The 13,691-nt window shown below is 68.5% G+C and carries 12 protein-coding genes and 1 pseudogene; 6 read left to right on the top strand and 7 right to left on the bottom strand.

Annotated features, from left to right (window positions below; all coding sequences use genetic code 11):
• Positions 1 to 6 precede the first annotated feature (6 nt).
• From ABD164_RS02215 to ABD164_RS02235, 5 genes are all read right to left on the bottom strand, one after another.
• Positions 7 to 306: a hypothetical protein gene (locus ABD164_RS02215; protein ID WP_344292952.1), complete on the bottom strand. Its 300-nt coding sequence runs from the start codon at positions 304 to 306 to the stop codon at positions 7 to 9.
• Positions 303 to 896 (bottom strand): HdeD family acid-resistance protein, encoded by a 594-nt coding sequence (locus ABD164_RS02220; RefSeq protein ID WP_344292954.1) that lies wholly within the window; start codon positions 894 to 896, stop codon positions 303 to 305. The genes ABD164_RS02215 and ABD164_RS02220 overlap by 4 nt, the downstream gene beginning before the upstream one ends.
• A gap of 842 nt (positions 897 to 1,738) precedes the next feature.
• Entirely contained in the window at positions 1,739 to 3,082 is a 1,344-nt protein-coding gene (gene pntB / locus ABD164_RS02225; RefSeq protein WP_344293381.1) for a Re/Si-specific NAD(P)(+) transhydrogenase subunit beta, read from the bottom strand.
• Positions 3,083 to 3,152: 70 nt separating this feature from the next.
• Entirely contained in the window at positions 3,153 to 4,844 is a 1,692-nt protein-coding gene (locus ABD164_RS02230; protein WP_344292956.1) for a Re/Si-specific NAD(P)(+) transhydrogenase subunit alpha, read from the bottom strand.
• Positions 4,845 to 5,083: 239 nt separating this feature from the next.
• Complete coding sequence (locus ABD164_RS02235) at positions 5,084 to 6,124, bottom strand: S66 family peptidase (RefSeq protein ID WP_344292958.1); 1,041 nt, start codon at positions 6,122 to 6,124, stop codon at positions 5,084 to 5,086.
• Positions 6,125 to 6,262: 138 nt separating this feature from the next.
• Between ABD164_RS02235 and ABD164_RS02240 the strand changes: the two genes are divergently transcribed.
• The 3 genes from ABD164_RS02240 to ABD164_RS02250 all read left to right on the top strand — a co-directional run bounded on the left by ABD164_RS02240 (position 6,263) and on the right by ABD164_RS02250 (position 10,135).
• Positions 6,263 to 7,909 carry a SulP family inorganic anion transporter gene (locus tag ABD164_RS02240; RefSeq protein ID WP_344292959.1) on the top strand — a complete coding sequence of 549 codons (1,647 nt, stop codon included), beginning with the start codon at positions 6,263 to 6,265 and terminating at the stop codon, positions 7,907 to 7,909.
• A 150-nt stretch (positions 7,910 to 8,059) separates the two neighbouring features.
• Positions 8,060 to 8,452, top strand: a complete 393-nt coding sequence (locus tag ABD164_RS02245) for a nuclear transport factor 2 family protein (RefSeq protein ID WP_344292961.1) — start codon at positions 8,060 to 8,062, stop codon at positions 8,450 to 8,452.
• 231 nt (positions 8,453 to 8,683) lie between these two features.
• Positions 8,684 to 10,135 carry a helix-turn-helix transcriptional regulator gene (locus ABD164_RS02250; RefSeq protein WP_344292963.1) on the top strand — a complete coding sequence of 484 codons (1,452 nt, stop codon included), beginning with the start codon at positions 8,684 to 8,686 and terminating at the stop codon, positions 10,133 to 10,135.
• 133 nt (positions 10,136 to 10,268) lie between these two features.
• On the opposite strand, the gene ABD164_RS02255 is transcribed toward ABD164_RS02250, so the two are convergent.
• Positions 10,269 to 10,943 carry a TetR/AcrR family transcriptional regulator gene (locus ABD164_RS02255; RefSeq protein WP_344292965.1) on the bottom strand — a complete coding sequence of 225 codons (675 nt, stop codon included), beginning with the start codon at positions 10,941 to 10,943 and terminating at the stop codon, positions 10,269 to 10,271.
• 230 nt (positions 10,944 to 11,173) lie between these two features.
• Between ABD164_RS02255 and ABD164_RS02260 the strand changes: the two genes are divergently transcribed.
• On the top strand, positions 11,174 to 11,737 hold the full coding sequence (locus ABD164_RS02260; RefSeq protein ID WP_344292968.1) for a DUF6326 family protein: 564 nt from the start codon (positions 11,174 to 11,176) through the stop codon (positions 11,735 to 11,737).
• A gap of 15 nt (positions 11,738 to 11,752) precedes the next feature.
• On the opposite strand, the gene ABD164_RS02265 is transcribed toward ABD164_RS02260, so the two are convergent.
• A complete protein-coding gene (locus ABD164_RS02265) occupies positions 11,753 to 12,196 on the bottom strand; it encodes a YdeI/OmpD-associated family protein (protein WP_344292970.1) in 444 nt (147 codons plus the stop codon).
• 621 nt (positions 12,197 to 12,817) lie between these two features.
• On the opposite strand from ABD164_RS02265, the gene ABD164_RS02270 reads away from it, so the two are divergent.
• Positions 12,818 to 13,276, top strand: coding sequence for a PPOX class F420-dependent oxidoreductase (locus ABD164_RS02270; RefSeq protein WP_344292972.1), 459 nt, complete (start codon positions 12,818 to 12,820; stop codon positions 13,274 to 13,276).
• Positions 13,277 to 13,486: 210 nt separating this feature from the next.
• Positions 13,487 to 13,636, top strand: a pseudogene (locus tag ABD164_RS18000) (helix-turn-helix domain-containing protein); the annotation flags it as partial.
• Between the last annotated feature and the right edge of the window lie 55 nt (positions 13,637 to 13,691).

A 13,691-nucleotide genomic window follows, 5' to 3' on the forward strand; every position in this document is an offset into this window, starting at 1 on the left:
GTCGAACTAGTGGCCCGACCCGGGGCCGCCTGAGCGGCCGGGATCGCCCGCGCCCGGGTCATCCGTGCCGTCGATCTCGGCCGTCTCGTCGGCGTCGGGCTTGATCGCCATCGCGAGCAGTGCGAGCACGACGAGCACGGCGATGAACGCGATGCCCGCGATGATGAGCGCCAGCGTGAGGTCCCGGGTCGTGAAGAGCACGACGACGCCCGTGAACACCGCCGCGATCGCCGCGCCGCCGACGTACTCGACGGGGCGCAGCACATCGCGCCTGTTCGGCTTGAACTCGCCGGGGGACTGGGTCACGACTGCTGCTCCGTTCCGGTCGCGGCTCCGGGCTCGGCCGGGGCGGCGGCCCACTTCAACGAGAGACCGCCGATGACGAGGTACACGCCGACGATCACGAGGTACCCGCCGAGCAGGCCGACCGCGGTGACGGCGTCGGGCGGAAGCAGCAGGAAGACGATCGCGAGCAGGGCGGTGAACGCGCCGACGGCGATCCAGTCGCGTGCGCCGGCCACCGTGCCGCGAGCACGCAGGCCGGCGAAGAGTTCGACGAAGCCGGTGACGGCCGCCCACACGCTCACGAGGTAGAGCAGGAACGGCAGGCCGCCGCCGGGAACGGTCAGCGCCAGCAGGCCGGCGACGACCGTGACGACGGCATTGATGGCGAAGAGCGAGCGGATGCCCCGTGCCGTGACCAGTCGCAATGACAGGGCGCCGACGACGAGGCCCGCGATGACGGCCCAGACGCCGAAGACGAGTGACCCGAACTCAGGCGAGTGGTCCTGCGAGAACGTGATCACGACCGCGGCGACCGCGGCGAGGAGGCCGCGGACGACCGGGACGACCCAGGACTGGGCGCGCTCGGGAGCAGCATCGCGGGCGGTGGCCACGGCGACCTCTTTCACATCGGGGGTTACCGATCCATCCTACGTTCCAGCGGAGGCCGCACGATCCGCGTCGGCGCGCGCGGAGTCTCTCAGCGCGCGAAGTCCGTCCCGCACACCTACCCACTGCTCGAACGGTGCCGGTGACCCGAACGTTGACCCGGTACGGACGACGCACAGTCGGATCTTCGATTCTCGTCCTCCGTCACGGACCCCGAGGGTGAGTGCAGCATGCGGCCTCTGGCCAGCGACGACCGGCCTTCCATCTCGTGCCAAGTTGATCGTGCGAATCGCCCGCCACGGCCATTCGACGACCAGCGCATCCTCCGTGACCCCGCACCAGATCCGCAGACCCTCAGCAGAGGCATCGACGGTCCACCGACCGTCGATCTCGAGTGGCTCGTCGTTCGTCCGGAATCGCAGGATCTCGCCTCCCGCAGTGACGTCTCCGCGCGCCGAGAAGACCAAGTGGTCAGGATTGGATTGGGCCAAGCGACGGGTGCGATTCGACACTGCCCGTTCGAATGGACGGGACTTCCACGCCAACCACAACAGGAATGCGGCGATGGCTCCTCCGATGAACACGAACGGAACAAAGAGGCCCATGCCGCCGACCCATGTGATGACTCCGCCGAAGGCGAACATCAGCGGGCCCGGCAGCCACGCGACGCGCACGCCGCGTGAGGTCGGAAGCCCGAGAGCGCGATGGTTGGCCGAAGACATGCGCCCACTCTAGACCGCCCGAGGCACCCCGCTCTCCGGTCGCCGAATGTATCCGTTCGCGCCGATTGGGGCCGTCGCAACGGCCACAAGGGGCGTGAACGGAAACGCTCGGGGTGGCGATGACCTCAGATCGCCCGCAGGATGTCCTCGACGCGCTGCTTGGCGTCGCCGAAGAGCATCTGGGCGTTGTCGCGGTAGAACAGCGGGTTCGCCACCCCGGCGTAGCCGGCCGACATCGAGCGCTTGAACACGATGACGTTCGAGGCCTCCCATACCCGCAGCACGGGCATGCCCGCGATCGGGCTTCCGGGGTCTTCGGCCGCGGCCGGGTTCACCGTGTCGTTCGCACCGATCACGAGTACGACCGTGGTGTCGCCGAAGTCGTCGTTGATCTCGTCCATCTCCTCGACGATGTCGTACGGCACCTTCGCCTCGGCGAGCAGCACGTTCATGTGCCCGGGAAGGCGGCCGGCGACCGGGTGGATGCCGAACCGCACCTCGATGCCGCGTTCGCGCAGGCGGCTCGTGAGCTCGGCGACCGGGTATTGCGCCTGCGCCACGGCCATGCCGTAGCCGGGTGTGATGATCACCGTCGACGCGTCGCGCAACAACTCCGCGGCATCCTCAGCGCCGATCTCGCGCACCTCGCCCTCGACGTCGCCGGTCGACGTGGGCGCGGCGATGCCGAAGCCGCCGGCGATCACCGAGATGAACGACCGGTTCATCGCTTTGCACATGATGTACGACAGGTACGCACCCGACGAGCCGACGAGCGCGCCCGTCACGATGAGCAGGTCGTTGTTCAGCAGGAAGCCTGCTGCCGCGGCGGCCCATCCCGAGTAGCTGTTCAGCATCGAGATGACGACCGGCATGTCGCCGCCGCCGATCGAGGCGACGAGGTGCCAGCCGAGCGCGAGCGCGAGCGCCGTGACGACGACGAGCAGCCAGAGCTCGGGGGTGATCACGTACCAGACGGTGAGCACGACGAACGCGACCAGTGCGCCGAGGTTGAGCGCGTTCTTGCCGGGAAGCATGAGCGGCGCCGACGACATTCGCGCCGAGAGCTTGAGGAACGCCACGATCGACCCGGTGAAGGTGACCGCGCCGATGAAGACGCCGATGAAGACCTCGGCGTGGTGGATGTCGAGCAGGGCACCGGTCACGCCGGTTTCCTCGAGCGCGCCGTTCCACCCGACGAGCACGGCCGCGAGCCCGACGAAGCTGTGCAGCAGCGCGATGAGCTCGGGCATGCCCGTCATGGCGACGATGCGTGCGCGCCACAGCCCGATCGCCGCGCCGACGATCACGGCGACCACGAGCAGGATGAGCCCGGTCGTCGCCTGCGGCGTGCCCCAGGCATCGGCGAACGTGGTCCACACGGTGGCGATGAGCGCGATCGCCATACCGGCGATGCCGTAGTTGACACCGGCCTTGGCGGTTTCATGCCGGCTCAGCCCGGCGAGGCTCATGATGAACAGCAGCGCCGCGACGATGTAGGCGGCGCCGGCGATCGACGCCGGGCTCAACAGGTTTGCGGACTCAGGCACGGTGGGCTCCAGTCTTACGACCCGCTGCGGCAGGGGGTCGCGCGGTCTCCGACGCAGCGGCTGCGACGTCACTCGGGGCGTCGGCACTCGGGGCGGCGGCACTCGGGGCGGCGGCGCTCGGGGCGGCACTCGGCGCGGCGGCTGCCGGGGCGGCGCCCTTGGCGAACATCGCGAGCATGCGCCGGGTCACGGCGAAGCCGCCGAAGATGTTGATGCTGGCGAGCAGCAGGGCCACTGCGGCGAGCGCCTGCACGACGGGCACCTCGCTCGTGATCTGCACCATGGCGCCGACGACGATGATGCCTGAGATGGCGTTGGTCACGCTCATGAGCGGCGTGTGCAGCGCGTGCGCGACCTTGCCGATCACGTAGAACCCGACGACGACCGCGAGCACGAGCACCGTGAAGTGCTGCGGCAGCGGCGGGGGAGCGATCGCGTTCACGGCGAACAGCGCCGCGATGCCGACGGCGACGAGCACGACTTTCTTGACGGGCGACATCGGCTTCTTGGTCTCGTGCACAGGCATCGAAGGGGCGGATGCCGCGGCCACAGGTGCGGCGGAGACCTGCACCGGTGGTGGCGGCCAGGTCACCAGGCCATCGCGTGCGACCGTGACCGAGCGCTGCACGATGTCGTCGAAGTCGAGCACCAGTTCGCCGTTCTTCGCCGGCGTCAGCAGCTTCACGAGGTTGACGACGTTCGTGCCGTACAGCTGCGAGGCCTGGGTGGGAAGGCGCGACGCGAGGTCGGTGTAGCCGAGGATGATGACGCCGTTGGGGGTCACGATCCGCTCGCCCGCAACCGAGCCCGCGACGTTGCCTCCCTGCCCGGCAGCCATGTCGACGATGACGCTGCCCGACTTCATGGTCGCGACATCCGCCGCCGTGATCAGCTTGGGCGCAGGCCGACCGGGAATGAGGGCGGTCGTGATGATGATGTCGACATCGCGAGCCTGCTCGGAGTAGATCTCGGCGGCCCGCCGGTCGTAGGCCTCGCTCGTCGCCTTGGCGTAGCCGTCGGTCGACTGCTCGACCTCGACCTCGACCTTCAGGTACTCACCGCCGATCGACTTCACCTGGTCGGCGACCTCGGGGCGCGGGTCGGTCGCCCGCACGATCGCGCCCAGGCTCGAAGCCGCGCCGATCGCGGCGAGTCCCGCCACGCCGGCGCCTGCGACGAGCACCTTCGCGGGCGGCACCTTGCCGGCCGCCGTGACCTGCCCGGTGAAGAATCGGCCGAACTCGTGCGCGGCCTCGACGACCGCACGGTAGCCCGAGATGTTCGCCATCGAGCTCAGCACGTCCATCGACTGGGCGCGCGAGATGCGCGGCACCGCGTCCATCGCGAGCGCGGTCACGCCGCGCGCCGCGAGCGCCTCGAGCAGCTCGGGCTTGAACGCGGGCGCCAGCAGGCCGATGATCGTCGTGCCGGGCGCGAGCTGTGCGATCTCGGCGTCGGTGGGTGCGTTGACCTTCAGCACGAGGTCGCTCGCGAGCACCTCCGCCGCGGTCGTGACACGAGCGCCCGCTTCGAGGTAGGCGTCATCGAGGAATGCCGACCCCGCGCCCGCGCCCGCTTCGACCACGACCTCGTAGCCGAGCGCGATCAACTGCTTCACCGTCGCCGGTGTCGCCGCCACGCGGCTCTCTGGGCTCTGCTCGGTCACAATGCCGATACGAGACATGCGGCTTCTCCTCCTCGATGAGCGGACGCCGCCGACGGCGTCACTGCAGCATGTCGATCAGCGTAAGTCGCGCACTCCACGACTCGCGCCAAATGACCCCATTTCGATGCTTAAGAAGCCGGAATCTTTCGTTCTGGGGACTTCGACGCGGAGTTCCGCGGCGAAGAGCACGTCGTCGCACTCGGTTCTTCGGGTCGATACCGCGGCACGGGACATCCGCTCGGTGTCTGCGGGCCGGCTCAGCGGTAGTCGGCCCAGACTCGCCGCGCCGCGCCGTCGAGCGTGACTTCGCCGCCGTGCGGCACGATCCATTGCGGGCGGGTGTGCCCGAAGGGGACGCCCACGCAGACGACGGCGTCGGGGTTGTAGCGCGCGATCACCTCGATCGCCGCGTCGCGTTGCCGCGCACGGTACTCATCCTGTTCGGCCCGGGTCGGCAGCACCTCGAAGTTCGACGCCGGCGGGCGGGCGACCAGCACGCCCTGCACGGCCCCGAGCAGGCCGCGTTCGCCGAGGTTGCGCAGGATTCGGCCGAACTCGAGCACGGGAATGAGCTCTTCGCTCGTCTCGATGAGCAGCACCCCGCCGGCGAGGGCGCTCGGGTCGGCCGGCCCGCGGCCCGCGGTGAGCAGCCACTGGATCGCCTCGAGGCATCCGCCCCAGGTCGCACCGGTCACGGATGTCGCGGGCCCCGCCCAGGCCCATGGCTCGGTCGCCCAGCGCTCGCCACCGACGGTGAGCGCCCGAGGGTCGGCCCAGTCGAGGCCGAAGTCCTGCGACTCGCCGGGCTCGGTGAGCTCGAGCACGCCGCCGTCGAGCAGTGCCGCACGCAACGACGTGACCTGCTCAGGGTCGGCGCTCGGCCCCGAACCGAGATGCACCTGGGTCGAGCCGCCGTAGAACGACGCGACGCCCTGCCGCCACAGCCAGTCGTGCAGGTTGGTGTTGTCGCTGTGGCCGACGAACGGCTTCGGATCGCGTCGGATGAGTTCGGGGTCGAGGTGCGGGATGACGGTGATCTGGTCGTCGCCACCGATCGTGGCCAACACCGCCCGGATGCTCGGGTCGGCGAACGCCGCATTGAGGTCGGCGGCTCGGTCTTCGGGCGTGGCGTCGAGTCGACGGGTCGTCGGGTACTCGACCGGCACGAGTCCGGTGAGTTCGACGAGCCGCCGCATCGCCTGCTCGTGCACGGCGGGCCCCACGGCGGGTGCGGCGAACGCCGGGGAGACGACGGCGACCCGATCGCCGGGGCGGGCCTTCGGTGGATGGACGAGCATGGGGCTATTCCACCACGCAGCGCTCGCGACCGCTGCGACCGCTGCGGCCGTGCGGGCTGGGGGCTGGGGGGCTGGCGCTCGACGCTGCGTGTGCGCCATTGTGGCTAGGGTCGGGTTGGAATCGTCGGAGGGGGCCATGTGCAGAAGCCGCTGGCCGGGCTGAACCGCCGCAATCTGCTGCGTGAGCTCACCGCCGGAGTCACACTGCTTGCGATCGCGATCCCCCTGAACATCGGCTACGCCCAGATCGCCGGACTGCCCGCGACGGCGGGCCTGTACGCGCTGATCGTGCCCACCGTCATCTACGCGCTCGTCGTGTCGAGTCGCCAGCTCGTCGCGTCGCCCGACGCCGCGGCGGCAGCGCTCGTCGCCTCGTCGATCGGCGGGCTGGCCGCCGCCGGCAGCGCCGACTACGCGACCCTTGCCATGGCGCAGGCCATCATCTGCGGCATCCTGTTCGTCGCGCTCGCGGTGCTGAAACTCGGATTCCTCGCGAATTTCCTCTCGAAGCCGATCCTCGTGGGCTTCGTCGGCGGCCTCGCGCTCGACATCCTGGTGAGCCAGATCGCCAAGATGCTGGGCGTGAAGACCGACTCGGGCGGCGAGTTCGTCGACAAGATGATCGGGCTCGTGACGGGTCTCGGCACGACGAACCTCGTCTCGCTCGTCATCTCGATCATCTCGGTGGCTATCCTGCTCGGCGGTCGGCGGCTGATGCCGGCCGTGCCGTGGGCACTCGTCGTGCTCGTGCTCGGCACCGTCGCGGTGGTGATCGCCGACCTCGACGATGCGGGCGTCGACGTGCTGGGCGAGGTGCCGGCCGGCCTGCCCGCCATCACGTGGCCCGTCATCGACTGGACGATGTGGCTGGCACTCATCCCATCGGCGATCGCGCTCACCCTCGTCACCACGGCCGAGGGCCTGCTGGTCTCGCGGTCGTACGGCGAGAAGCGCGGCTACCAGACGAGCCCCAACCGCGACCTGTTCGCCATCGGGCTCGGCAACGTCGCCGCCGGCGCGAGCGCCAGCTTCGCCGTCGGCGCGTCGACGTCTCGCACCGCGGCCATGGACCAGGCCGGCTCGCGCACCCAGCTGCCCTCGCTCGTGCTCGCCGCCGGCACGGTGCTGCTGCTGCTCTTCGGCACCGCCCTGCTCGCCGACATCCCCTCGCCGGCCATCGGCGCGATCGTCGGCGTCGCGATCCTGCCGCTGCTCGGCATCCGCGAGTTCACGACCCTGTGGCGCCAGGACCGGTTCGAGTTCGTCGTCGGGGCGGCGTGCTTCCTGGTGACACTGTTCATCGGGGCGATCCCCGGCATCGTCGTCGCATTCGTGCTCGCCCTCATCAACCTTGCCAAGCGCGCGGCGAACCCGGCGATCGACGTGCTCGCCTCGACGGGCGAGCCGACCGACTCCCTTCTCGAAGAAGCGCCGACGGGCGCCGTCACCGCGCCGGGCGTCGTCGTCGTGCGCCTCGCGGCGCCGCTGTTCTTCGCGAACAGCACCGTCTTCAGTGATGCGGTCAAGCGCGCGGTGCGCGGTGCGGATGCCGCGGGGCGTGGCCCTGTTCGGCACGTCGTGATCGACATGGAAGCGGTCACCGATGTCGACGTCACCGGCGCCGAGTCGTTCGAGGTTCTGCTCACGTGGCTCGCACTACATGACGTCGACCTCGGGTTCAGCCGAGTGCGGCCCGAGGCGCGAACCCGGCTCAGCGACCTGGGCCTGCTCGGCGACCGGCCGGTCTACGAGACGAATCGGGCGGCGATCGCCGATCTCGGTTGAGCATCGCCGCGCCAAGTCCTGGTCCGGCGCCCGGCGTCAGCAACATTGCTGAGTCGCGGCATCCGAAGATCAACGGTCTGCCCGATGTGGGGGCACGCGGGCCTTCCTACGTTGAGTTCAACGGTAGGTCTTCGAGCGAAGGAGTTCATCATGAGCACGCACCCGAACATCGGGGTCATCGACCGCATGACCGAGGCGATCGTCGAGAACGACCGTGAGAGCTTGGGCAGGATCTTCACCGACGACATGGTGTTCCATGGTCGCGGGCCCATCCCGTTCGCGGGCGATCATGCCGGAGTCGACGGCGTGCTGACAGCCATCGGAACGGTCTTCGAACTGACCGACGGCAACGTGACACTCGAGCAACTGTTCTGCGTGGCCGACGATGAGTGGGGAGCCGAGTGGGAGCACGCGGAATTCGCACGCAACGGCCGAACACTGGATATGCAGAACGCGTTCGTGTATCGGTTCGTCGACGGGCGTGTTCGCGAGTGGTGGTTCATCGCGGCGGGCCCGGCCGACGCAGCCGGTTTCTGGGCATGATCGGCGGCAGGGGGCCACTATGGGTTTGTGGATGACTCTCGCGTCGGCCGTGCGCGGATAGCGTTCAACACGCGCGCTTGGCGCCGCGCGTACGACGAACTGTCAGCAGCCTCGGTCGACGAGGCGCTCGAGGTCGATGACCTGGAGCGGCTCGCTTCGGCCGCGTATCTCGCGGGACTGGACGAAGAGAGTCAGGCGGCCTGGATCACCGCTCACGAGGCATCGGCGAACGTGGGCGACGTCGCCCGGGCGGCGCGGTGCGCGTTCTGGCTGGCCTTCTCGCTGCTGAACAGCGGGCACCTGGCTCGCGGTGGTGGGTGGATCGATCGCGCCCTGAGGTTGCTGGACGACCGCAGGATCGAGTGCGTCGAACGGGGCTACCTCCGCTACGCATCCGCGATGCGAGCAACCTTCTCGGGCAATATCAGCGCTGGATACGATGCCTTCCACGCTGCAGTCGAGATCGGCACCCTCTTTCGCGACGCGCAACTCGTCGCCCTGGCTCGCATCGGCGAAGGACGATGCCTGATCCACCTCGGCCGTATCGATGATGGATTGGCGCTGCTCGACGAGGGGATCGTCGCCATCGAGTCCCACGACGTCTCAGCGATCGCGGTCGGCGATGCGTACTGCACCGTCATCGACGGCTGCAACGAACTCATGGACATCGAGCGAACGCGGGCGTGGACGATCTCGCTGGGAAGGTGGGTCGACGACCAACCCGAATTGATGCTCTACCGCGGCCAGTGTCTGCTCCATCGCGCCGAGGCGATGCTCCTGCGCGGCGACTGGGACGCAGCAATCGAACAACTCGAGCAACTGGCGACCCGGGTTGCACGTCCGCCGGGCCGGGGAATCCGGGGTGCCGCCGCATACTTGACGGGCGAACTCCACCGCCTGCGTGGGCGTGACCACGACGCCGCCGTCGAATACCAGCGCGCCGGCGAACTCGGCAGGGACCCTCAGCCCGGGCTCGCATTGCTGAGGCTGGCGGAGGGGAACGTTCAGGCGGCCGCGGCTGCGATCCGGCGAGCCTACCGAGAGGCAGGAGACTCGACCGCCCGCGCTCAGCTCGCCCCGGGTTTCGTTGAGGTCGCCCTCGCGGCCGGCGACGTGACCGCTGCTCGCTCGGCCGTGGCGGAGTTGGCCGATGTGGCCGAGAAGCTCGGAACACCCCTGCCCGAGTCGCTCCACCTGACGGCGTTGGGTTCCGTCTTGCTCGCGGAAGGTCAGCTGAGTGCCGCACTCACGGCACTACGGGCGGCGCTGCGCATCTGGCACGAACTCGAGGCTCCGTACGAGGCCGCGCGAACACGAGTGGTCATTGCTGCCGGATGCCAAGCCGCGGGCGACCTGGAGGGTGCGGAGATGGAGCTTGCCGCGGCCCGCCATATCTTCACACGGCTCGGCGCGGTTCGCGCGGAGAGAGACGCCAACGCCCGACTGTCGCAGATCGACCCGCAATCGGGTGTGTTGACGCGTCGGGAGGAGGAGGTGCTCGCGCACATCGCGCAAGGGCTGACGAACCGCCAGATCGCGAAGCAACTGACCATCAGCGAGAAGACCGCCGCCACCCACGTCACACACATCCTGACCAAGTTGGGGCTGCCGACTCGCAGCGCAGCGACCGCCTACGCGTTCGAGCACGGCCTCACGGTGAGCCATCAACGGCCGAAGCGGTGACTGCGGCACCCCGGGCTACGGGCTTCGGCGGTCATCCCGTCCCGGTGCCACCAACCGGATTCCTAAGCCGCCACTCCGCCCACCTCGCGGCTGGCGAAAGGTAGGAGCGTTGAAGGACGGTCAGCGAGCGTTGCTACGCGGTGGCTCTCAGAGGCTCGAGTGCGCCGAGAACGAGGTCCAAGCCGAAGATGAACTCCTCCGCCGGGTCGTAGCCGGCAGCGACGAGCGCCGCTGCGGACTCGTTGAGGTAGGGGAACTCGTCAGGAGGAAGCTGGGGCAGGAAGACGCCCTCGACCATGTCGGCGAGCTCATCGGCGGTGTCGAACGGCAGGCTGGCTTCCTGCAGGGCGAACCCGTAGACATAGCTGTCGAGCAACCAGTTGGCGTGCGTCGCCATGAAGACCGGGAAGCCAGCCGTCCGCAGGCAGGCGGTGACCGCTTCGCTGTGGCGGAGGTTCGCGGGCCCCGGCGATGTCCGCGACTGCATCAGGCCGATCGCCCACGGGTGGCGTGCGAGAACCTGTCGGGCGGATACCGCCCACCGTCGCATCGCCGACTGCCAGTCGGTCTCTTGGGGCGGGAGCTCGATCTCCTCGAACACGAGGTCGATCATCGCGTCAAGCAACTCCTCCTTGTTCGCCACGTAGTGGTAGAGCGACATCGCGCCCGCGCCGAGCGCGCCAGCCAGCCGGCGCATGCTCAGCCCGTCGACCCCTTCGCGGTCGGCGAGCCGGACCGCCTCGATCACCACCCGCTGCTTGCTCAATAGCGCATCTGACGCGACTGGGCGGTGTTCCCTCTCAGACACGGATCTCCTCGTTCGCTCGAACGGCTTGACAAGTGTTCGGCACACGGTCATAGTACAGTGTACGAACACTAGTACGGTGTACGAGTACAGTGTACGAACCAGCTCGAGTCGCAGCTCGGATGCGAGGAGGCTTCCGCGGGAATCGAACAGCGATCGAATGCCAGCACCCGCAACGTCAACTTGGTCACCGTCTGACGACCGGACCGACGAGCGCGACCCAACCCGTGCGTATGCACGCCAGACCTGCCGCCACTCCGGCGGACGGACCGCTCTTAGCGAAAGAAGAACCGATGGCCATTCGAACGAACACCCCGAAGCTGCTCGACACCCCGCCGATCCCCGTGCAGGCCAAGATCGCCGCCGCATGGACGAGCTTCATGTTTCTCTACGTCTACGTCGACGTCTTCAACTTCTACAAGCCCGGCGTCGTCGACGGCATCCTGAATGGCCTCATCTGGAAGTTCGACATCAGCTCGACGTTGTTGACCATCTTCCTCGTGTCCGTGTCGATACCGGCCCTGATGCTGGTGCTCTCCATGACGCTGCCCGCCCGGGTGAACCGCGCCACGAATCTCGTTGTTGCATCGCTCCTCATCCCCTACTCGATGTTCAACGCGGCAGGGGCCACCTGGGAGTGGGCAGCCTTCTACGGCATCTCCATCGGAATCGAGGTGCTGCTGCTGGCCTTCATCCTGCGCTCCGCCTGGACCTGGCCTCGAACGCCCGCCGCCGCAGACGGTTCTGTGACGACCGATCCCCGAAAGGACGTATCCATTCAAAGTCCGGCGGCGTGAGCCTGCCGGGCGGCGTCAGGCGCCGCGCAGTTCGGCGAGCAGCTTCTCGACGCGGCGCACGCGGGTGTCGGCGCCCTTCGCCTGGTCGATCACCCGCGCGTGCTGGCGCCGCTGGCTCAGGGTCAGCGCGTCGAACTCAGCGCGCGCGGCCGGGTCTGCCCCGAGCGCCTCGCTGAGTTCCGGCGGTTCGTCGACGACGATCGGCTCGGTGTCGAGCTCGAGGTCGATCACGACCTCGTCGCCGACCTCCGCCCCGGTGGCCGCGCGGTTGGCGTTGCTGAAGCCGATGAGGTCGCGCCCCCGCATAATCGCGATGCGCGTGCGCCAGGAGTGGCCGGCGATTGTGACGACGACGCGCGGGCGCTTGCCACCCCCGAGCGCCTCGACGACCGCGGGCGGCACCTCGAGACCGCGCATCTTCTCGTGAGGTTCGACGATCGCGGTGAACTGCTCTGCCATGGGCCCATCCTGCCGCAGGTCGCGTTCCGCAGGCGCTTCAGGTGCTCAGCGGCATTGCGTGAGCCTCGCAACCCCTCTGCTCAGCACCCCAGTTCCGCCGAGCAGCGTGAGACGAGCGATCTGCCGGTACCCGGAGGCCTTCGATCGTGTGCAGCGAACATCCCACCAGCACGGCAGGACCGAGCCCGGCGCGCTCCAGTCATCGCATCAGGGTCGATCGCACGGCCAGGTCGTCAATCCAGGCGACGGCGGTGGCGGCGGTGTCGGCGACGGTCTTGACGATGGAGCGAGCCCGCCAGCCCGGGCCCCAGCCACCCGTCAACACAGATGTAGGTTCACGCTCTGACGCTATCGGTTGCCAGACCCGCACCCGGCTGAGCACCGCCACCCGGTAGCGCGCCCATTTCGATAAACGGGCCGCTGCTTCTTTCCTCATCGGCGGTTCGCCGCCCGTATGCACACCGAGAGGCGCTTCCGTGCACGGCCAGCCGTCGGATTCTGCTCCCCATGGCTTGAGTGCGGACTTCTTCTATCGGGGTGCTCAGGTGGGTGAAAACGGGCACGCCGCTGTGAGGCACGACAGTTCGGAATGCCGCCGCAGCCGAGGAGGTTGACCCTGTCATGACGACGAACGCCGGGCCAGTCCCGCTCACTGAATCCGAAGCCTCCACACTGCTCACCGCACAGCAGTTCGGAGTACTCGCAACACTCAAGCGCGACGGGCAACCTCACTTGACCACGATGCTGTTCATCTGGGATCCGGCGGAGCGGGTTGCCCGATTCTCGACGACGAGCGACCGCCTCAAAGCGAAGCATCTGCGGCACGACCCGCGAGCGACGCTGCATGTATCTGGCGACGATCACTGGTCGTACGCTGCAGTCGAGGGCCGCGCCGAGGTTTCGCCTCCGACCACGGAGCCAGGTGATGCAACGGGGTTGGAGCTGCTCAGCATGGTCCCCGCTGCGGCCCGGCCTGAGGACCCGAGCTCCTTCCTCGCCGACGCGGTCACCGAGGGGCGTGTCGTCCTTCGGCTGCACGCCGACCGGGTCGGTGGTACGCGCCTCTCGTTCGGCGACTGAGACGACTCCGGCCACACGGTTGATCCTGCGGGCCGGCGGCACACATTGGGCTCCCGGGTCGAATCCGCGAGACTGGCGTGGTTGGCTCTCGGACCCGCCCCACGCGTTGCGGTGACCCGCTACTCATTCTGCCCCCAAAGTGCCGCAACCGAATCGTCGGTCAGCACCGCATATGGGGTGACCACCACCAGAACGCCTGACCCTGCGACGGTGTCGTTGTCGGCGTTGCAGAAGCCGATCAGCGCTCGCTACCTTTCGTTGCCCGAGCGGGCGACGATCCGTGAGCTGATGGCCTCGGGCGCAACGTTACGCTCGATCGCGGCCACGCTAGGCAGGTCGCCGTCGACGATCAGCCAAGGGTTGTCACGAAACAGCCTGCACCAACAGTCGCATCCGTGGAAACCGCCGTCTTCAC

Origin of the sequence: Agromyces neolithicus, assembly GCF_039529735.1 — a bacterium.
GTDB classification, from domain to species: domain Bacteria; phylum Actinomycetota; class Actinomycetes; order Actinomycetales; family Microbacteriaceae; genus Agromyces; species Agromyces neolithicus.

Excerpts from the sequence above, each read along its gene's own strand:
- pntB (WP_344293381.1), bottom strand. The coding sequence starts at position 3,082 with ATGAGCCTCGCCGGGCTGAGCCGGCATGAAACCGCCAAGGCCGGTGTC.
- ABD164_RS02230 (WP_344292956.1), bottom strand. The coding sequence starts at position 4,844 with ATGTCTCGTATCGGCATTGTGACCGAGCAGAGCCCAGAGAGCCGCGTG.
- ABD164_RS02235 (WP_344292958.1), bottom strand. The coding sequence starts at position 6,124 with ATGCTCGTCCATCCACCGAAGGCCCGCCCCGGCGATCGGGTCGCCGTC.
- ABD164_RS02245 (WP_344292961.1), top strand. The coding sequence starts at position 8,060 with ATGAGCACGCACCCGAACATCGGGGTCATCGACCGCATGACCGAGGCG.
- ABD164_RS02260 (WP_344292968.1), top strand. The coding sequence starts at position 11,174 with ATGCACGCCAGACCTGCCGCCACTCCGGCGGACGGACCGCTCTTAGCG.
- ABD164_RS02265 (WP_344292970.1), bottom strand. The coding sequence starts at position 12,196 with ATGGCAGAGCAGTTCACCGCGATCGTCGAACCTCACGAGAAGATGCGC.
- ABD164_RS02270 (WP_344292972.1), top strand. The coding sequence starts at position 12,818 with ATGACGACGAACGCCGGGCCAGTCCCGCTCACTGAATCCGAAGCCTCC.